We start from the raw sequence: 18,507 nt of genomic DNA on the forward strand, positions 1-18,507 counted from the left end.
AATAACATGATACCGCAATATTTAGTGGATTTTGATCTGTCCGCGCTGCCGATGGTGGAGACGGATGTGCTGGTTATTGGTTCAGGCATTGCTGGTTTGTTTACTGCGATCAAGGCGAGCGAACAACGCAGTGTATTGATGATCACGAAGAAGTCGTTACTGGAAAGTAACACCCGGTATGCGCAGGGGGGCATTGCTGCGGTTATTGCTGAGGATGATTCACCTGCCTACCATTTGCAGGATACACTTGTTGCAGGAGCGGGATTATGCCGCTCCGAAGCAGTAGAAGCATTGGTGAACGAGGGCCCGGACGGAGTGAAGGAACTGATTCGTCTGGGTACTTTGTTTGATCTGGAGAACGGCGAGTTGGCGTTGACGCAGGAGGGTGCGCACAGCCACCGCCGTATTTTGCATGCCAATGGGGATGCAACGGGATATGAGATTGTACGTGCGCTGGCTGCACAGGCGAATGAACATCCTGGGGTTGAAGTGTGGGATGAGCATTTTGTCATTGACCTGATTACAGAACAGGGAGAATGTATAGGTGCGTTGGTTCAGAAGGCTGATGGTTCGCAAGTATTTGTGAAGGCAGAAGCAACTGTACTATGCTCTGGCGGGGCGGGGCAGTTGTATCGTTACACAACTAATCCGGAAGTGGCTACAGCAGATGGTGTGGCAATGGCCTATCGTGCCGGAGCGGTTATCCGGGACATGGAGTTTATTCAGTTCCACCCCACCTCCCTTTGTTATCCAGGCGCACCACGCTTCCTGGTGTCCGAGGCTGTACGTGGCGAAGGAGCCTATTTGCGTAATGTGAAAGGTGAGCGCTTCATGGAACGGTATCATGCACAGCTTGAACTGGCACCACGTGATATCGTAGCCCGGGCTATCGTCAGTGAAATGGAATCGACGAACAGTACATTTGTATATCTGGATATCACTCATGAGCCGGCAGAGATGATTAAACATCGGTTTCCTACCATCTATGAGACTTGCATGCGTTACGGGCTGGATATGACAACAGACTGGATTCCAGTCGCTCCTGCAGCACATTACATGATGGGCGGAGTGAAGACGGATCTTAGCGGAGAGAGCAGCATCGGCAGGTTATTTGCCTGCGGGGAAGTATCTTCTACAGGAGTACATGGAGCTAATCGCCTGGCGAGTAACTCTCTGTCTGAAGCAATCGTATTTGGACGGAGAATCGTTGATCGTATTCAATCCCTGCCTTCGCTTGCTCCTGTACAGACAACGATTCCCGCATCAACAAGCTTTCGCAGGGGAAGACAGGAAGAGCAGAAACCGGTTTCCGAAAGACGCTTGCGTTTACAAAAAATGATGGTGCGGCAGGTGGGGCTGCGCCGGAATGGTGCAAACCTGCAAGGGGCGATGGAGAAACTGCAACAGGAATTGCAATTTTTTGATCAGATATTTACGCACAAAGAAGAGATGGAATATGCCAACCTGTTGACCTGTGCCTGGTTGGTTACAACGGGAGCCTTACACCGTGAGGAAAGTCGGGGAGCCCACTACCGTGAGGATTTCCCGCAGCGTGACGATGCCGTGTGGCAGAAGCATAGTCTGCAGCAGCGAGAACAAGCGATTGTGGAGGAATTGATGTCATGATACTGAACGGATATAATGAAGGACTCATCGAATCAATCAAAAACTGGCTTCGTGAGGATGTCGGTGCAGGGGATGTTACCACAAGCGTGACGATACCCGCTGGTAGTCAATCCAAAGCCGTTATACATGCCAAAGACAATGGGATCATTGCAGGAATTACGGTAGCAGAACTTGTGTTTCAGGTAGTGGATCCCAGCCTTGTGTTCACACCGATGGTAAAAGACGGTGATACCGTTACGCATGGTACGATTTTGGCAGAGGTAGAAGGCAGCACACATAGCTTGCTTACAGGAGAGCGCTTGGCTCTTAACCTGCTGCAGCGCATGTCGGGTGTCGCTACCCGCACACGTACTTATGTGGATGCGTTGGAAGGCCTTTCTACACGACTGGTCGACACTCGTAAAACAACACCGGGACACCGCTTCCTTGAAAAATATGCAGTGCGGGTTGGTGGCGGAGCAAATCATCGATTCGGCCTCTATGATGCGGTCATGATTAAAGATAACCACATTAAGGGTGCAGGCGGGATTACCGAAGCGGTACAGCGTGCGCGAGCCGTCATTCCACATACGATGACCATTGAAGTGGAGACCGAAAACCTGGAACAGGTCAGAGAAGCCTTGCAGGCTGGAGCAGATATCATTATGCTGGATAACATGCACCCGGATCGGATGCGTGAGGCTGTTGCTCTTATTCGTGAGCAGGCTCCGCATGTGAAGGTTGAGGCATCGGGCAACGTCTCGCTAAATACCATTCGTGGTATTGCTGGGAGCGGAGTGGATGTAATTTCAGTTGGCAGGTTAACCTACTCTTTTGAGAGCCTGGATATTAGCCTGGATTTAAACGAAAAGAAAGAGGGGTGAACCTCTTTGATTCTTGTGGTAGACGTGGGCAACAGCAACATCGTCCTCGGCGTGTATCAGGGCCGGGAGTTGCTCCACCATTTTCGCCTGAGCACATCCCGTCAGTCGACAGTGGATGAATACGGCGTATTGATTTATAATTTATTTCATATGTCGGGTATTTCAACACGCGACATTGAAGGTGTGATCATCTCATCCGTGGTTCCGCCACTGGTGAATGTGATTGAAGCCATGTGTGAAAAATACGTAGGCAAAAAACCGTTACTCGTTGGGCCTGGTATAAGAACCGGCCTGAACCTGCGGTATGAGAATCCGCGTGAAGTTGGCGCGGATCGCATTGTTAATGCAGTAGCAGCCGTTGAGAAGTATGGCGGCCCTCTCGTTGTGGTCGATTTCGGTACAGCGACTACATTTGACTGTATTGACGAGAAAGGAAATTATCTGGGCGGGGCTATTGTACCCGGCATCCATATCGCAACCGAAGCGCTCTATGAACGAGCATCCAAACTGCCTCGCATTGAACTGGAGAAGCCCAAGAAAGTTATTGGTCGCAACACTATTCATGCCATGCAGGCCGGCATTATTTATGGTTATGCAGGTCAGGTGGACGGCATTGTGGAGCGTATTCGCGAGGAAATGGGAGCCAAACCCAGAGTCATTGCAACCGGAGGCCTTGCCAAGCTGATTGCAGAAGAAACACGCAGCATCGATGAAGTGGATCCGCTGCTTACGCTTGAAGGGCTGCGTATCGTTTATGAGCGGAACCGGGAAAGGTAAGAACAGAGACGGCAAACAGCGGGCTGGGGTTACAGTCGTATATGTTATGCCGTTTTTTCTATAACTGGCAATTACGCCAAAGGAGGCTGAATGACTTGGAAAACAACAACAAGCAAGACCGGTTAATTCGCGGTACAGCAATGAATGGAAGAGTTAGAGCCTTTGCTGTGCAGACGACGGAACTGGTTGAGGAACTGCGCAGAAGACATGATACGTTTCCCACGGCTACAGCTGCTATGGGGCGTACGGTTACAGCAGCAGCCATTATGGGTGCTATGCTTAAGGGAGAAGAGAAGCTGACTATTCAGGTCAAAGGCGATGGTCCCATTGGACAGGTTGTTGCCGATGCTAATGCGAAGGGTGAAGTACGTGGCTATGTAAGCAATCCGCATGTCCATCTGCCGAGCAATAGTATGGGCAAACTGGACGTTGCTGGCGCGGTCGGAACCGAAGGATTCGTGAACGTAACCAAGGATCTGGGGCTGAAAGAGCCTTATCGCGGCAGTGTACCGATTATTTCGGGAGAACTTGGCGAAGACTTTACGTACTATTTTGCCAAATCGGAGCAGACGCCTTCTGCCGTAGGTGTTGGCGTACTGGTGGATACCGACAATTCGGTGATTGTAGCCGGTGGATTCATTGTTCAGTTGCTGCCAGGTTTGACGGATGATGAGATTACCGTGATTGAAAAGGCCATCGGTACGATGCCGCAGGTAACATCGCTGCTGGATGAGGGTCATGGACTGGAAGAGTTACTTCGCCGCGTACTGCCGGATGTACAGATCATGGAAGAAATGGATATTCATTTCCACTGTGAGTGTTCACGTGAGCGGGTAGAGAAAACGTTGATCAGTCTAGGTCAATCGGAAATGGAACAATTGATTGAGGAAGAAGGCCAGGCTGAAGTGGTCTGCCAATTCTGTAACGAAGCTTACGATTTCAACAAGGAACAACTTGAGACCATTCTAGAGCAAGCCAAGAACTGATTCTATGCGGGGACGGGACGCGGAATGACAAGACAGGAAAAAGGGTTATGGACGGCTGTAATTGTCTTGACGCTTGGAATGCTGGTGATGGGTTCGGTTATGATTGTGCAAGGATTACGGACTGGACGTGATGGGGCAGAATCGCCTCAGGATGCCAATCAGGAAGATGGAAGTGCGGTAGCAACAATTAATGGCGAGGTCATCACGGACAAGGAATGGACTGAGGCCTTGAAACGGCGTTATGGCAGTGAATTGCTGCTCCAGATGCTCAACCGCAAAGCTGTCTATGCAGAAGCGGTGGATCGTAATTTGACGGTAAGTCCCAAGGAAATTGCGAAAGAAATTGCTGCGGCTATGGATGGATATGACTCGGAGAAGGCTTATTTTGACGAAATGCAGTCCCAGCTCGGTTTATCCAGGCAGGATCTTGAGTTGGAAGCGGGATACCGACTTCTGCTTGAGAAAATTGCCACAAGCGGTATCCAGATCAAGGATGCAGATATCGAACGTTACTGGAACGAACACCATGAAGACTATGTTTCACCGGAGAAATACGATCTGTCTATCATTGTGTTGAAGGAAGAGGAACAAGCAGAATCGGTGCTGGATGAGCTCGACAAGGGAGCAAACTTTGAAGAAACTGCACGCAGTGAATCGACGGATAGCTACTCTCGCGATGCGGGCGGGCGGCTGGGCTGGATTGAGCAGAACGATCCGTTCCAGTCCAAAGAAATTCTCAAACTTGCAGCTCAACTGGACGTTGGCGATATTGCAGGGCCAGTGAAGGTAGAAGAGGGCTACGCCATCATTAGAGTGAACGACAAACAAGAGCGTCAGGTGCAACCCGCAGAAGAGGTCCGCGAAGAGATTCGGATGCAGCTGGCTCTCAGCCAGGCTGATCCGCTGCCCCAGGTGGAGGAAAGGCTGCGCAACAAGTATGAAGCTGTCGTCATCGCTGAGATTCCGGCATCCTGAATCCTACAAGCGCACGTATTGCTGCATCGTGATAAAAATACTCTGTCTACGGCCTTAGGGCCCAGGGCAGAGTATTTTTTTGAGTACTCATATTGACAATAGGGTATAACGTTGATAAGATAAAAATAATCAAATACCTACTCGTTTACTCGGAATAAAACGATTTATATGAACAAAGAAATCTTCGGAAACCTCAGGCCCTGTCCGGTTTGTTGTAGACGGAATGGACCCAATAACGGATTTCCGTAGTTCTTTTATAACATCTAGAGGCTGCTCGGCCGCACATGTATATGGCAACAGGACTTAAGTAGTATTCATCCCACTAAGGAGGGCATTCATATGGCTAAAGTAGTTAATAACGTAACAGAACTTATCGGAGGTACTCCGCTTGTTCGTCTGAACCGTATTGTACCTGAAGGCAGTGCTGAAGTGTTCGTGAAATTGGAATACCAGAATCCCGGTTCAAGCGTTAAAGACCGGATCGCGATTAGCATCGTCGAAGAAGCGGAAAAAGAAGGCAAGCTGAAACCAGGTGATACCATCATCGAAGCAACAAGTGGTAACACCGGAATTGGACTGGCTATGGTGGCTGCAGCCAAAGGCTACAAGTCTGTTATTGTTATGCCGGAAACGATGAGCATGGAGCGTCGTAACTTGCTTCGCGCCTACGGAGCTGAGCTTGTGCTCACACCGGGAGCTGAAGGTATGAATGGTGCAGTTAAAAAAGCAGAGGAATTGCTTAAGGAAAATCCATCCTATTTCATGGCTGAGCAATTTAAAAATAAAGCCAACGTGAAGATCCACCGTGAAACGACTGGCCCTGAGATTGTTGAAGCGATTCAATCTGTAGGCGGTACGTTGGATGCTTTCGTTGCAGGAATCGGTACAGGCGGAACAATTACAGGTACAGGTGAAGTGTTGAAAGAAGCCTTCCCTGGGATTAAAATCGTTGCCGTTGAGCCAGCAGCTTCGCCAATCTTGGCAGGCGGTAAACCAGGTCCTCACAAAATTCAGGGGATCGGTGCCAACTTTATCCCTGAGATTCTGGATCAGGAAATCTATGAGGAAATCATTCACATTGAAAATGATGATGCATTCGAGACTGCTCGTCAGGTAGCGAAGGAAGAGGGCATCCTGTCCGGTATTTCTTCCGGTGCAGCCATTCGTGCAGGTCTGCAAGTGGCTAAACAGCTGGGCGCAGGCAAACGTGTTGTGGTTATCGTACCAAGTAATGGCGAACGTTACCTGAGCACACCACTTTACAACTTCGAATCTTAAGATTAACAAGAGATGAAACAAATCCTCCTTGCCCGCATGCCGGGTGTGGAGGATTTTTTGCTGAATGCTTTTAAAAGCAGCGGTGCTTTAGTATACTATCAGACAATAGAACTAGCGACAGATGGAGGCGGCAAACCGCAATGACACACCTGATGACAACATACGCCGACTGGACCGAATGGGCAGGACAAGGCTGGACCATGATGCCTTACATGATCAAGTCGGATAAGGGGCCGTATCATGGCGGTTTACCGTTAACGTGGGAAGGGGCCTGGCAGCAGGCATCCCCTTATGCAATGGTGCTGGAGAACGGCAAGGGGGGCAGGTACACCTTCCTTGGATTACACCCTGTATCCGTTATTTCCGGCAAAGGAAATGAAACTGTTATTCACGATCTGAAAGATGGATCCACGTCGACAGACAACGGTAAGCCTCTTGAAGTATTAAAGAGATGGGCTGCGCCATACAGCGCACCAAAGGTGAGCGGGGCTCCGGATTTTGGCGGCGGATGCGCGGGTTATCTCAGCTATGACGTAGCCAGATCGCTGGAGAAACTGCCGACACTGGCTGAAGATAACCCGGCTCTGCCGGATTATTGGTGGATGCGTTTTGAAGAAGTATGGGCGTATGATCATGAGCAACAGGCCTTGTTCTGTATGGTGCACATGCCTGTGCAGCCAAATCAGGTGGAGGCCGATCTGCGCAGACTTTACACAGAAGCAGAAGAGCGAGCAGCAGCCATGCAGCAGCGCTGGCTGCATATTCTGGGATTTGCACAGGCAGAAGATCAACAGCAGGCACTGGAGCATCGCAACAGTCAGATCCATCGTACTCCACAGACAGCAGACTCGGAGCGGGAAACCGAAGGGTGGCATACTTCTTTTCCTCAAGAAGATTTTGAGCAGGCAGTACGCACTGTGCAGGAATATATCCGGCAAGGGGATGTCTTTCAGGTGAACTTGTCTCTGAGGCAGGAGAAGCTTCTGAAGTCTAGTCCCGAACACATCTATGAGTGGCTTCGACTTGTGAACCCATCTCCCTACATGGGAATGCTGCGGAGTCCTGATTTCCAATTGGTGAGCGGTTCGCCCGAGTTGCTCGTCAAAGTCGATCATGGCAAGGTGAGCGCACGTCCGATCGCAGGCACACGGAGAAGAGGGCGTGATGAAGCTGAGGATGAGTTGATGGCCGCCGAGATGCTGAACAGTGAGAAGGAGCGGGCAGAGCATATTATGCTGGTCGATCTGGAGCGGAATGATATCGGACGAATTGCGGCCTATGGATCGGTCCATGTGCCGGAACTGATGACGATCGAGAAGTATTCGCATGTCATGCATCTGGTTTCTCAGGTGGAGGGAACGCTGGCCGACGGACTATCCGTATTTGATGTGATCGCAGCGACATTCCCCGGTGGAACAATTACGGGTGCACCCAAAGTTCGAACCATGGAAATCATTGAAGAACTTGAGCCTGTGCGCCGCGGACCGTATACAGGTTCGATTGGGTGGATGGATTACAGTGGGAACATGGAGTTGAACATCGTCATTCGCACGCTTTCCATTAAGGACGGTATGGGGTATGTTCAGGCAGGAGCAGGCATTGTTATTGATTCTGATCCATATCGGGAGTATAGGGAGTGCCTCAACAAGGCAAGAGCCATGATGAGAGCTGTGAATTATAGTGAGGAAGCCGAAGCGGTTAAATTAAAATAATGAAGTAGCCGTCTTTTGTGCAGACGGAAGAATAGGAGGAACAAGGATATGATACTGGTCATCGACAATTATGATTCCTTCACATACAACCTGGTTCAATATCTGGGTGAACTGGGGGAGACGGTGGAAGTTCGCCGCAATGATGAAATTGATATGGCAGGCATCGAGGCATTGGCACCTGATCATATTTTGATCTCACCCGGTCCTTGTACGCCGAATGAGGCAGGCATCAGTCTGGCAGTCATTGAGCATTTCAAGGGCAGCATTCCGATCTTTGGCGTTTGTCTGGGACATCAGGCAATTGGACAGGCGTTCGGAGGTAATGTTATTCGTGCGGAACGTATGATGCACGGCAAAACATCGGAGATGCACCATAACGGAACATCCGTATTTACCGGATTGCCGTCTCCCTTCACGGCAACACGTTATCACTCACTGATTGTAGAGCGCAGCAGTCTGCCAGATTGTCTGGAGATTACAGCCGAGACGGCGGAAGGCGAGATTATGGGCTTGCGTCATAAGGAATATGCAATTGAAGGTGTCCAGTTCCATCCCGAATCCATCATTACGGATCACGGTCATCAAATGCTGCGTAACTTCCTGTCTCAACAGGTAAAGGTATAACGATGAAATATGCCGCGATAAACGGAGAATTGGTCAATATGGCGGCAGCCGTGGTTCCGGTGACGGATCACGGCTTTTTGTACGGGCTTGGATTGTTCGAGACGTTTCGGACGTATCAAGGGGTTCCTTTCCTGCTGGAACGACATTTGGAGCGAATGGCTTCAGGGTGCCGAGAACTGGGCATTCCTTTTACAACAACCGCAGCGGAGGTAACGGACTGGATCAAAAACCTGTTGCTTGCTAATGAACTCCAGGAGGCCTATGTGCGCTATACGGTATCCGCGGGAGAGGCCCCGCTCGGGTTACCTTCGGGGGATTATGTAAAACCCAATCACATCGTATTGGCAAAAGCACTACCTGAACCCTCCCCATCGCTATACGAAAATGGTAAAATGCTTCAACGTTTGTCTACGCCCCGTAACACGCCTGAAGGAGAAGTGCGGTTCAAATCGCTGCATTACATGAACAGCATTATGGCGAAACGGGAGCTGAACGGATACGGGCAGTATGTGCAGAGTGCGGAAGGACTGCAATTCACCCGAGATGGGCATGTAGCTGAGGGAATTGTCAGCAATGTGTTCTGGGTGAGAAAGGGCATACTCTACACGCCAGCACTTGGGACTGGCATTTTGCCGGGAATCACCAGAGCCGTTGTACAGGAGCTTGCAGCTCAGCAAGGAATGCCTTGCCAGGAAGGCTTATTCCCTTGGGAGGAACTGCTGCAGGCAGATGAGATCTTTTTGACAGGCTCCGTTGCTGAACTCGTTCCAGTTACGACATTGCGGGATCAGGATGGAATGGAAACGGTAATCAGCAGCGGACATATAGGCCCGGTTACAGAAGCGCTTCTGGGTATGTACCGGCAGAAAGCGGGGTATACTTCATGACACTTACACCAGTCATCTATGAACGGAATTATGCGTGGGGGCCAGCAGAGCTAAAACTTGGCACACGTACACTTATTATGGGCATTCTGAATGTCACACCGGACTCCTTCTCGGATGGAGGACGTTATATCCGTGTGGAGCGAGCGGTGGCTCACGCGATTCAAATGATGGAGGACGGCGCTGATCTCATTGATATTGGAGGAGAGTCCACTCGTCCAGGCTCAGAGTTCGTTGGCGCGGATGAGGAGCTCAGCCGGATCATTCCGGTCATTGAAGCACTGCGGCAGCAGGCCCCGCATATCCCTATATCGGTAGACACCTATAAAGCAGAAGTAGCTCGTCAGGCCATTCAGGAGGGAGCGCACATCATCAATGATGTATGGGGTGCCAAGGCTGACCCGAAGATGGCACGTACTGCCGCAGAACTGGGTTGTCCTTTGATCCTGATGCACAATCGGCAAGAACGAGACTATACGAATTATCTGAATGATGTGGTCGGCGATCTTCAGGAGAGTGTACAGATTGCGCTGGAGGCTGGAGTACATCCTGACCAGATTATTTTGGACCCGGGCATTGGATTTGTGAAAGATCTGAACGAAAATCTAACGCTCATGTCATCGCTTGGGTTGCTCAATGAGATGGGTTACCCCGTTCTGCTGGCAACCTCGCGTAAAAGGTTCATCCAGAACACCTTACAGGTGCAGGCGAATGATGCGCTGGAAGGTACAGCTGCTACGGTTGCCTTTGGCATAGCGCAAGGCTGCCAGATGGTTCGGGTTCATGATGTGAAGCCGATGCGGCGTACGGTGGATATGTGTGATGCCATGCTGTATGCATCTCCAGGCTTGCGGAGGAACTGATGCTGACGGGTCCGGTGACCCGTTTAGTAGAAGCGCAGCGTTTTGCAATGGAAACGAATATCCAACCATGATTTCATTATATATAGAGGGCAGGCGGAACTTATGGATCGAATGGTATTGCATCGAATGGAGTATTACGGATATCACGGCGTATTTGCCGAGGAACGGAAGCTGGGGGCGCGTTATTATATTGATCTGGAGATCGATATGGATCTGGGTGAGGCTGGGCGTAACGATGATTTGACCAAAACCATCAATTATGCAGAAATCCATGAGCTGGTGAAACAGATCGTTGAACATAAATCATTCCAGTTAATTGAAGCTTTGGGCGAACATATTGCATCTTCTTTACTAGACACTTATACTATTATCAATGCATTGACAGTCAAGGTGACGAAGCCGCATCCGCCGTTCGATATTCATTTTGGGGGCGTAACTGTAGAGCTTCGCCGCACAAGAAAGTGAGAACCGATCATGATCGCACATTCGACCTCTGAATCTTCAGAGGCTTATATTGCTTTAGGGGCTAATTTGGGTGACCGGGAACAGACGCTGCTTGAGGCGTTAACGTTGCTGGATGCACATCCTCATATATCCGTCCTGCGCTGTTCTGCGCTGTATGAGACGGAGCCGGTAGGTTATGTGGACCAGCCAGCATTTCTGAATATGGCAACGGCGGTACAGACTACACTTTTGCCGGAGCAGCTGCTCACGGAACTGCTGGATATTGAAACACGGCTTGGACGGGTGCGTGATATCCGTTGGGGCCCTCGTACAGTCGATTTGGATCTGCTTTGGATGGATGGAGTGACGCGTGATACCGAACGGCTGCAATTGCCGCATCCACGGATGGGTGAACGGGCGTTTGTATTGGTACCACTGGCTGACATCGTAACCGAAGATGAGCATTCAGGTTTGTATACCTTTGTACAATCATCGTTGTCTGTACTGGATGGAAAGGATGGAATACAGCTTTGGAAAACGTGCAATTGGCCAATCGAATCCGGGCTTTCCGGAAGCTGAAAGGTTTAACACAACAGGAACTTGCTGCCGAGACGGGCATATCGCTGGCCATTCTGGGTATGATTGAGCGAGGCAACCGTAAAGTAGCAGAACGGGAGCTCAATCTTATTGCAGGGGTACTGTCGATTAGCATTGAAGAATTACAGGGAAGCTAGCGCCGTTTTTATTAACAAGAAAACATCGTCATCATTCGTTGATTTTATACTTTATACAGCAAGAAGCATTAAGAAACTAAACACAACCAGGATTCATACAAAAGTCGGATTTAAAAAGGAGTGGAACGACTACCGTGCTTAAAATTGGTGACATTGAAATGAAAAACCAGGTCGTACTTGCGCCGATGGCTGGCGTGTGTAATCCGGCTTTTCGTCTAATTGCAAAAGAATTCGGAACAGGCCTCGTATGTGCGGAGATGGTGAGTGGCAAAGCCATCGTGCATGGTAACAAGCGGACACGTGAGATGTTGTTTGTAGATGAGCGGGAGAAACCGCTGAGCCTGCAAATTTGGGGGGGAGATCGTGAAGCCCTCGTAGAAGCAGCCAAAATTGTGGACAAAGAAACCAATGCTGACATCATCGACATCAACATGGGATGCCCTGTGCCAAAAGTGACGAGCTGTGATGCAGGTGCGCGCTGGTTGCTTGATCCGAACAAAATTTATGAGATGGTATCTGCTGTAGTGGACGCGGTAGATAAGCCAGTTACAGTCAAGATGCGGATCGGCTGGGATAACGAGCATATCTACGTGGTTGAGAATGCCCTTGCGGTTGAACGCGCTGGCGGACAGGCGGTAAGTGTGCACGGACGTACACGTGAGCAGCTCTACACGGGTACAGCGGACTGGTCACACATCAAAAATGTCAAAGATGCTGTCTCAATCCCGGTTATCGGTAACGGAGATGTATCTTCACCGGAAGATGCCCGTCGTATGTTGGATGAAACAGGTTGTGACGGCGTTATGATCGGTCGGGCCGCTCTCGGTAACCCATGGATGTTGTATCGCACCATTCAATACTTGAGCTCCGGCGAACTGCTTCCCGACCCGAACGGGGAAGAGAAGATTCGGGTTGCCATTTTGCATATGGACCGCCTGATTGCATTGAAGGGTGAGGCTGTTGCTGTGCGTGAGATGCGTAAACATCTGGCTTGGTATCTAAAAGGTCTGAAAGGATCCGCCCGCATTAAGGACGTTATTATGGAAGAAACCAAACGTGATGAGATGGTGCACATTCTGAAGAATTTTGTAGACCAGCTGCATATCGAAGGCAATCTGGAGTCAGAACCGGCAGTAGCCGAAAATGCATCCTGATCTGCCGCTGTAAAACGTTTACAGCCGTAGGGGGCGTAACATTGACTTTTCGAGACCGTTACCCTATAATTTCACAGTATAAATTCGCCATGTGCGTCATAAGGCTAGTGCATCAGGAGGAACGTTCTGTTTCTCCGGAGAACTTCATATAGTTTTGAAGATGTATGCGGGCGGAGCTCTGTAAACAGCACTGGTTCCGTTGCCGTGCAATCAAATTATTCCCATGACAGGAGAATCGGTTGAGATGAGCGATAAGGAAGTTATCCTTACACCAGAGGGACTTAAGAAGCTTGAAGAAGAACTGGAAATGCTGAAATCGGTGAAGCGCCGCGAAGTGGCTGAACGGATTAAGGTTGCCATCGGGTATGGAGATATTAGTGAGAACTCCGAATATGAAGACGCGAAGAACGAACAGGCTTTCATTGAAGGCCGCGTTATTACTTTGGAGAAATTGCTCCGGAACGCACGGATTATCAACAGCGATGAGATCGATACCGAAGCCGTAAGCGTGGGTGCAACAGTATCTGTAGAAGATTTGGAATTCGGTGATATCACGGAATATACAATCGTAGGTACTGCGGAGTCCAATCCGCTGCAGAACAAAATATCGAACGAAAGCCCTGTTGGCAAAGCCATCCTGGGCAAGAAAAAAGGTACGGTTGTTGATGTAAGTGTGCCTGCTGGCGTAATTCAATATAAAATTTTAGACATCAAGAAGTAATATAAGCAATGAAGCAGTCGGGTACGGAGACAAAAGCTTCCTTAGGGAAGCTTTTTTCAACATCTGAGGCAGAATACCTCGGAAGATGCCTGCAATGTAAATAAGGAGATGAATATAGATCATGACGGATGAAGTCTTGAATCAGGAAACCGAAACCGAACTAAGTGAGCTTTTACAAATTCGCCGCGACAAATTGGACGAGCTCCGCAAATTGGGGATCGACCCTTTTGGCCAAAAATACGTACGTACGGAAGAAGCCGGCTCCATTCTGAAGAAGTATGAAGAACTGACTAAGGAAGAGCTGGAAGAGAAGCACATCGAAGTCAGTATTGCCGGACGGATTATGGCGAAGCGGGGAATGGGTAAAGCGAGCTTTGCACATATTCAGGACCTGAGCGGCAGAATCCAGATCTATGTTCGTCAGGATACTGTGCCGGAAGACAAATACGCCGCGTTCAGCCTGCTCGATCTGGGGGATATTGTAGGTGTTTCTGGGGTAATCTTCAAAACCAAGACAGGTGAAACTTCAGTTAAGGTGCAAAATCTCGAAGTTTTGTCCAAGTCACTTTACCCACTTCCGGATAAATATCATGGACTAGCTGATGTAGAGCTGCGTTACCGTCAGCGCTATGTTGACCTGATTATGAATCGCGAAGTGCAACAGACCTTTGTTACTCGTTCCAAAATCATTCAATCGATGCGCCGTTACCTGGATTCCCTGGGCTATCTGGAAGTGGAAACTCCGACGCTGCACACCATCGCTGGTGGAGCCGCTGCGCGTCCATTCATTACGCATCACAATGCGCTTGATATGGAATTGTACATGCGGATTGCGATCGAGCTTCACTTGAAACGTCTGATTGTAGGCGGTCTGGAGAAAGTATACGAGATCGGCCGTGTATACCGTAATGAAGGGATGTCGACACGTCATAACCCTGAGTTCACGATGATTGAGCTTTATGAGGCATATGCCGATTATCAGGATATCATGCGTTTGACTGAGAATCTGGTTGCTCATATCGCACAGGAAGTGCTGGGCACGCAAGTTGTCCAATATGCAGACTATCAAGTGGATCTTACGCCACAATGGCGCCGTGTAACGATGGTAGATGCGGTTAAGGAAGTTGTAGGCGTAGACTTCTCCGTGCATATGACGGACGAGGAAGCTCACCGTTTGGCGAAAGAACATAAGGTTCCGGTTGAAAAGCATATGACATTTGGTCATATTCTGAATGCATTCTTCGAACATTTTGTAGAAGAGACGTTGATTCAGCCAACCTTTATTATGGGGCATCCGGTTGAGATTTCTCCGCTGGCGAAGAAAAGCGATGTAGATCCACGCTTCACGGACCGCTTCGAGCTGTTTATCGTTGGACGTGAGCATGCCAATGCCTTTACGGAGCTGAATGATCCAATTGATCAGCGTCAGCGCTTTGAGGCACAATTGCTGGAGAAAGAACACGGAAACGACGAAGCACACGAAATGGATGATGATTTCATCCGTGCGCTCGAATATGGTATGCCACCAACAGGTGGACTGGGAATCGGTATTGACCGTCTGATCATGTTGTTGACCAATTCGCCGTCCATTCGTGACGTACTGCTCTTCCCGCACATGCGTCCTCGTACTCAGGATTAAATAGGAACGTTTAACCCGTTCATAATAGAAGAGGAACCTGCCGTTCAGTATGATGCTGGTGGCAAGTTCCTCTTTAGGTTTACATAGGCATCGAAGTGACAGATTCGTCGAAACTACATGATTGCCATGAATATGGTGACAGATCTTCTTGCCTACCTGTTTGTATTACGTTAAAAGAGGTGCCCTTCATGAAGTTTAGGCTTCACATTGCTAAATTCCTATCACCCCCACTGATTCTGGTTGGTGGTTTCATGCTTATTATCACGATCGGTACGATTCTGCTCATGCTGCCCATCTCCAATCAAAGCGGCCAGCATTTGGCATTTATTGATGCGCTGTTTACGTCTACCTCTGCCGCATGCGTGACCGGACTGGTCGTCGTGGATGTAGGAACAACCTTCAACCTGTTTGGTCAAATCGTGATTATGGTGCTTATGCAGCTAGGTGGACTTGGCTTCATGACGATCGCAACGTTGTTTGCATTGGTATTGGGCAAACGAATCTCGCTTAAGGACAGGCTGCTACTGAAAGAGGCTATCAACGCTGACAGTATGGAAGGCATTGTACGTATTATCCGCAAGGTGCTAATCTTTTCGTTTACCATTGAAGGGGTGGCTGCTGTTATATTGGCCCTACGTTGGGCAACGGAAATGCCTTTTTGGCAGGCCGTGTATTATGGTGCTTTTCACTCGGTTTCATTATTTAATAATGGTGGTTTCGATCTGTTCGGCAATAGTTTTCAGTATTATACGGGGGACTGGTTGGTTAACGTAACAGCTTCCGTGCTGGTTATATCGGGGGGACTCGGATTTGTGGTGTTGAATGATTTGTTTGAGTTCCGCAAGCGTCGTCGTTTGTCGTTACAGTCCAAACTGGTGTTGTCCGTGTCAGGTGCGCTGATTGGTATCGGTGCGGTTGTACTGTTTGTATTTGAGTTCACTAACGGGCACACACTGGCTTCTCTTAGTTGGGGCGAAAAGATCTACGCCTCCTTCTTCCAGTCTGTTTCCACACGTTCGTCGGGTACGAGCACCATTGATATTGCCCAGATGAGGCAGGCTACCCAGTTCTTCTTCATTCTGTTGATGTTTATTGGGGCATCCCCAGGATCAACCGGGGGCGGAATCAAAACAACAACGTTCCTGATCATGATTGGAGCGGTGTATGCCATGATTCGCGGTAATAAAGATATCGTGTTTTTCCGTCAACGTGTTCCAAAGGAGCTGCTGATGAGAGCATTGACGATTATTATGGTTTCCTTGATCATATTCATGGTTGTGGTCGTGCTACTACTTACGACAGAGGATGCACCGTTCCTTTCACTTATGTTTGAAGCGGCCTCGGCGATTGGGACAGTTGGTCTGTCGGTAGGAGTAACGCATGAATTAACGGTATGGGGAAAAGTAATTATCGCCTTCACGATGTTTATAGGACGTATTGGGCCTCTAACCATCGCATACGCGCTTCGTCCACGCAAAGAGAAAAAACTGTACCGCCATCCGGAGGGCCGGATTATTATTGGATAAAAAGAAAAACCGTCACACATCTAGGAGACTAACCCTATTATGATTCATTAGGTTAGTCACAATTGATGCCTGACGGTTTTTTTGTTTCAAAAGTCGCATTTACTCGGCCCTGCTGTGCGAAGGATAGAGCTGTATTAATCTTTTGAACGATTCTTTTATTCTGCATCCCGGAATAACGTTGCAAGATGCATGGTAAGGATGTCCTCCATGATCTTGGTGTTCATTTGGTCGGGACGAAGAATTGCATGAATTCCCAAACCGTCGACCAGTGCGTACAGCCGTTCAATTTCCAGCTCCTTATCGAGGCCTGTCCGGGAGAGATTGAGCTCTATGAGGTAGGTAATAACCGTAGCCATCGCGTGTCTGAGTTCATCATATACTTTGTCGGCATGCTCTTTGAGAGCGGGGTCGGTCTTGGATTTGGCTGTAAAAGCGTACCACACCTCCATTTCGGCCACTTTTTCATCCGTATTAGGCAAGAGTTCTAACAACAGAAGCTTCATATTCTCCAATGGAGAAGCATCAAAGGATATCTGTCTGATTCGATTCGAAACCCGGTCGGATACCAGATTCATTGCGTATAGGAGTAGCTCCGATTGGGTTGAGAAGTAGTGGCGCATAGACCCGGGTGAAATGCCAGCTTCTACGGCAATATTTCGAACGGAGGCCTGTTCCATGCCATCTCTGCGGATGACGCGCCAGGCTGCCTCGGCTACGAGCAGACGTTGTTTATCATGATCAACTATTTTAGGCATAAAAGTAGTATATCATTGTTGATTATTATAATACAAACGTGTTAAATTGTATTTAATACATTCGTGTTATAAAAGGAGTGAATTATTTGATTGCCTATTTTATTATTGGATGTGAGATTGCTTTCTGGGTATTTGTCGCTGCAGGTCTGAGTGTGCGTTATCTGCTCGGGATGAAAAGAATGGGAATAGCTCTGTTAATGGCAACACCCATTGTGGATGTTCTTCTTATGGTTGCGACGGTGATGGATCTTCAGCGTGGAGCTACAGCAAGTATGGTTCATGGCATTGCAGCTATATATATAGGAGCAAGTATTGCATATGGTCATCAGATGATCGCTTGGGCTGATCGTTACTTCTTGTACTGGTTCAAAGGTGGAGAACATCCTCGGAGCAACAAGGTGTACGGTAGCGAGCATGCTAGTCGTGAGAGAGTGGGATGGCTTAGACATCTAATGGCGTGGAGCATAGGTAGCTTGTTCCTGCTCGCAATGATCTGGTGGATTGGTGATGCGGAGCGTACTGCGGCATTCTCTAATCTCATAAGAGTATGGGGAATCATATTGGGGATCGATTTTATAATCAGTTTCAGTTATAGCTTATGGCCGAGGAAGATGCCTGTGAAGAAAATGAAGTAACATGGAATTGTAGTAAGCAGGATTCATGCAGATCATCCATGGAAGATAGGATGATCTGCATGATAAACTTTATTGAAAATAAAGCTTGCGTTCCGAATCTGTACATGGTATATTCTAATTCCGGCCAAGAAAACACGAGAAACACGGTGCGGCAAGCGAAACAACTAAGCTTCGAAAGAAACTTAAAAAAGAGCTTGCAAAGTTGGTTCGGATGTGATAAGATATAAAAGTTGTTGAGATGAACGAAACTTAGTAACGAAACAAGTTTGATCTTTGAAAACTGAACAACGAGTGAGTAACGATCTTGCTTG

20 protein-coding genes are annotated in these 18,507 nt (G+C 48.7%); 19 read left to right on the top strand and 1 reads right to left on the bottom strand.

The window, feature by feature from the left end; translation table 11 throughout:
- The first annotated feature begins 6 nt into the window (after positions 1–6).
- The 18 genes from nadB to P5G61_RS29905 all read left to right on the top strand — a co-directional run bounded on the left by nadB (position 7) and on the right by P5G61_RS29905 (position 16,806).
- Complete coding sequence (nadB, locus tag P5G61_RS29820; protein ID WP_301249786.1) at positions 7–1,626, top strand: L-aspartate oxidase; 1,620 nt, start codon at positions 7–9, stop codon at positions 1,624–1,626.
- Positions 1,623–2,489: a carboxylating nicotinate-nucleotide diphosphorylase gene (gene nadC, locus P5G61_RS29825; RefSeq protein WP_301249787.1), complete on the top strand. Its 867-nt coding sequence runs from the start codon at positions 1,623–1,625 to the stop codon at positions 2,487–2,489. Before nadB ends, nadC begins: the two co-directional genes overlap by 4 nt.
- Before the next feature lie 6 nt (positions 2,490–2,495).
- Positions 2,496–3,266: a type III pantothenate kinase gene (locus P5G61_RS29830; RefSeq protein WP_024633734.1), complete on the top strand. Its 771-nt coding sequence runs from the start codon at positions 2,496–2,498 to the stop codon at positions 3,264–3,266.
- A gap of 95 nt (positions 3,267–3,361) precedes the next feature.
- A complete protein-coding gene (gene hslO / locus P5G61_RS29835) occupies positions 3,362–4,252 on the top strand; it encodes an Hsp33 family molecular chaperone HslO (RefSeq protein ID WP_301249788.1) in 891 nt (296 codons plus the stop codon).
- Between the two features lie 24 nt (positions 4,253–4,276).
- Positions 4,277–5,227, top strand: coding sequence for a peptidyl-prolyl cis-trans isomerase (locus P5G61_RS29840; protein WP_301249789.1), 951 nt, complete (start codon positions 4,277–4,279; stop codon positions 5,225–5,227).
- 339 nt (positions 5,228–5,566) lie between these two features.
- The gene (cysK, locus tag P5G61_RS29845) at positions 5,567–6,505 is read left to right on the top strand and encodes a cysteine synthase A (RefSeq protein ID WP_301249791.1); all 939 of its coding nucleotides are present in this window, start codon (positions 5,567–5,569) and stop codon (positions 6,503–6,505) included.
- Positions 6,506–6,517: 12 nt separating this feature from the next.
- Positions 6,518–6,649 (top strand): hypothetical protein, encoded by a 132-nt coding sequence (locus P5G61_RS29850; RefSeq protein WP_256984815.1) that lies wholly within the window; start codon positions 6,518–6,520, stop codon positions 6,647–6,649.
- Positions 6,646–8,217, top strand: coding sequence for an anthranilate synthase component I family protein (locus P5G61_RS29855; protein ID WP_301249792.1), 1,572 nt, complete (start codon positions 6,646–6,648; stop codon positions 8,215–8,217). Before P5G61_RS29850 ends, P5G61_RS29855 begins: the two co-directional genes overlap by 4 nt.
- 48 nt (positions 8,218–8,265) lie before the next feature.
- Positions 8,266–8,841 carry an aminodeoxychorismate/anthranilate synthase component II gene (gene pabA / locus P5G61_RS29860; protein WP_301249794.1) on the top strand — a complete coding sequence of 192 codons (576 nt, stop codon included), beginning with the start codon at positions 8,266–8,268 and terminating at the stop codon, positions 8,839–8,841.
- A gap of 2 nt (positions 8,842–8,843) precedes the next feature.
- A complete protein-coding gene (locus P5G61_RS29865) occupies positions 8,844–9,728 on the top strand; it encodes an aminotransferase class IV (RefSeq protein ID WP_301249796.1) in 885 nt (294 codons plus the stop codon).
- On the top strand, positions 9,725–10,588 hold the full coding sequence (gene folP, locus P5G61_RS29870; protein ID WP_301249798.1) for a dihydropteroate synthase: 864 nt from the start codon (positions 9,725–9,727) through the stop codon (positions 10,586–10,588). The genes P5G61_RS29865 and folP overlap by 4 nt, the downstream gene beginning before the upstream one ends.
- Positions 10,589–10,690: 102 nt before the next feature.
- A complete protein-coding gene (gene folB / locus P5G61_RS29875) occupies positions 10,691–11,053 on the top strand; it encodes a dihydroneopterin aldolase (RefSeq protein ID WP_285080637.1) in 363 nt (120 codons plus the stop codon).
- 9 nt (positions 11,054–11,062) lie between these two features.
- The gene (gene folK / locus P5G61_RS29880; protein WP_301249801.1) at positions 11,063–11,611 is read left to right on the top strand and encodes a 2-amino-4-hydroxy-6-hydroxymethyldihydropteridine diphosphokinase; all 549 of its coding nucleotides are present in this window, start codon (positions 11,063–11,065) and stop codon (positions 11,609–11,611) included.
- Positions 11,563–11,766, top strand: a complete 204-nt coding sequence (locus tag P5G61_RS29885; protein WP_029881414.1) for a helix-turn-helix domain-containing protein — start codon at positions 11,563–11,565, stop codon at positions 11,764–11,766. The genes folK and P5G61_RS29885 overlap by 49 nt, the downstream gene beginning before the upstream one ends.
- 134 nt (positions 11,767–11,900) lie before the next feature.
- The gene (gene dusB, locus P5G61_RS29890) at positions 11,901–12,920 is read left to right on the top strand and encodes a tRNA dihydrouridine synthase DusB (RefSeq protein WP_301249802.1); all 1,020 of its coding nucleotides are present in this window, start codon (positions 11,901–11,903) and stop codon (positions 12,918–12,920) included.
- Positions 12,921–13,164: 244 nt separating this feature from the next.
- Positions 13,165–13,641 carry a transcription elongation factor GreA gene (greA, locus tag P5G61_RS29895; protein WP_024633746.1) on the top strand — a complete coding sequence of 159 codons (477 nt, stop codon included), beginning with the start codon at positions 13,165–13,167 and terminating at the stop codon, positions 13,639–13,641.
- A 121-nt stretch (positions 13,642–13,762) separates the two neighbouring features.
- Complete coding sequence (lysS, locus tag P5G61_RS29900; protein WP_053778900.1) at positions 13,763–15,280, top strand: lysine--tRNA ligase; 1,518 nt, start codon at positions 13,763–13,765, stop codon at positions 15,278–15,280.
- Between the two features lie 188 nt (positions 15,281–15,468).
- Positions 15,469–16,806, top strand: a complete 1,338-nt coding sequence (locus tag P5G61_RS29905; protein WP_301249803.1) for a TrkH family potassium uptake protein — start codon at positions 15,469–15,471, stop codon at positions 16,804–16,806.
- 155 nt (positions 16,807–16,961) lie between these two features.
- On the opposite strand, the gene P5G61_RS29910 is transcribed toward P5G61_RS29905, so the two are convergent.
- Positions 16,962–17,561, bottom strand: a complete 600-nt coding sequence (locus P5G61_RS29910) for a TetR/AcrR family transcriptional regulator (RefSeq protein WP_301249805.1) — start codon at positions 17,559–17,561, stop codon at positions 16,962–16,964.
- Between the two features lie 77 nt (positions 17,562–17,638).
- Between P5G61_RS29910 and P5G61_RS29915 the strand changes: the two genes are divergently transcribed.
- Positions 17,639–18,196: a hypothetical protein gene (locus P5G61_RS29915; protein WP_363325776.1), complete on the top strand. Its 558-nt coding sequence runs from the start codon at positions 17,639–17,641 to the stop codon at positions 18,194–18,196.
- The last annotated feature ends 311 nt before the right edge of the window (positions 18,197–18,507 follow it).

Source organism: Paenibacillus vandeheii (genome assembly GCF_030433635.1).
Classification (GTDB): Bacteria; Bacillota; Bacilli; order Paenibacillales; family Paenibacillaceae; genus Paenibacillus; species Paenibacillus vandeheii.

What these genes read in the sequence shown, in the direction of transcription:
- P5G61_RS29840 (WP_301249789.1), top strand. Translation starts at nt 4,277, where the DNA reads ATGACAAGACAGGAAAAAGGGTTATGGACGGCTGTAATTGTCTTGACG.
- cysK (WP_301249791.1), top strand. Translation starts at nt 5,567, where the DNA reads ATGGCTAAAGTAGTTAATAACGTAACAGAACTTATCGGAGGTACTCCG.
- nadC (WP_301249787.1), top strand. Translation starts at nt 1,623, where the DNA reads ATGATACTGAACGGATATAATGAAGGACTCATCGAATCAATCAAAAAC.
- greA (WP_024633746.1), top strand. Translation starts at nt 13,165, where the DNA reads ATGAGCGATAAGGAAGTTATCCTTACACCAGAGGGACTTAAGAAGCTT.
- P5G61_RS29850 (WP_256984815.1), top strand. Translation starts at nt 6,518, where the DNA reads ATGAAACAAATCCTCCTTGCCCGCATGCCGGGTGTGGAGGATTTTTTG.
- folK (WP_301249801.1), top strand. Translation starts at nt 11,063, where the DNA reads ATGATCGCACATTCGACCTCTGAATCTTCAGAGGCTTATATTGCTTTA.
- lysS (WP_053778900.1), top strand. Translation starts at nt 13,763, where the DNA reads ATGACGGATGAAGTCTTGAATCAGGAAACCGAAACCGAACTAAGTGAG.
- P5G61_RS29855 (WP_301249792.1), top strand. Translation starts at nt 6,646, where the DNA reads ATGACACACCTGATGACAACATACGCCGACTGGACCGAATGGGCAGGA.
- P5G61_RS29865 (WP_301249796.1), top strand. Translation starts at nt 8,844, where the DNA reads ATGAAATATGCCGCGATAAACGGAGAATTGGTCAATATGGCGGCAGCC.
- P5G61_RS29910 (WP_301249805.1), bottom strand. Translation starts at nt 17,561, where the DNA reads ATGCCTAAAATAGTTGATCATGATAAACAACGTCTGCTCGTAGCCGAG.
- pabA (WP_301249794.1), top strand. Translation starts at nt 8,266, where the DNA reads ATGATACTGGTCATCGACAATTATGATTCCTTCACATACAACCTGGTT.
- nadB (WP_301249786.1), top strand. Translation starts at nt 7, where the DNA reads ATGATACCGCAATATTTAGTGGATTTTGATCTGTCCGCGCTGCCGATG.
- P5G61_RS29905 (WP_301249803.1), top strand. Translation starts at nt 15,469, where the DNA reads ATGAAGTTTAGGCTTCACATTGCTAAATTCCTATCACCCCCACTGATT.
- folB (WP_285080637.1), top strand. Translation starts at nt 10,691, where the DNA reads ATGGATCGAATGGTATTGCATCGAATGGAGTATTACGGATATCACGGC.
- folP (WP_301249798.1), top strand. Translation starts at nt 9,725, where the DNA reads ATGACACTTACACCAGTCATCTATGAACGGAATTATGCGTGGGGGCCA.